Raw genomic sequence first — 227 nt, 5'->3', positions numbered from 1 at the left:
CAACTATTCGCCCTATTCAGACTCGGTTTCCCTTCGGCTCCGTACCTTAAGTACTTAACCTCGCTACATACCGTAACTCGTTGGCTCGTTCTACAAAAAGCACGTCATCGCACACATAAGGTGCTTTGACCGGTTGTAGACACACGGTTTCAGGTTCTATTTCACTCCCCTCCCGGGGTTCTTTTCACCTTTCCCTCACGGTACTTCTTCACTATCGGTCATCAGGT

1 rRNA gene is annotated in these 227 nt (G+C 48.9%); it reads right to left on the bottom strand.

The window, feature by feature from the left end:
- Window positions 1-227, bottom strand: a 23S ribosomal RNA gene (locus CPJCM30710_RS17675); the annotation flags it as partial.

This window comes from Clostridium polyendosporum (assembly GCF_018332455.1).
Lineage (GTDB): Bacteria > Bacillota > Clostridia > Clostridiales > Clostridiaceae > Clostridium_AY > Clostridium_AY polyendosporum.
Note: the sequence above shows the minus strand (reverse complement) of the source record. Positions and strands in the feature narration are given on the sequence as shown.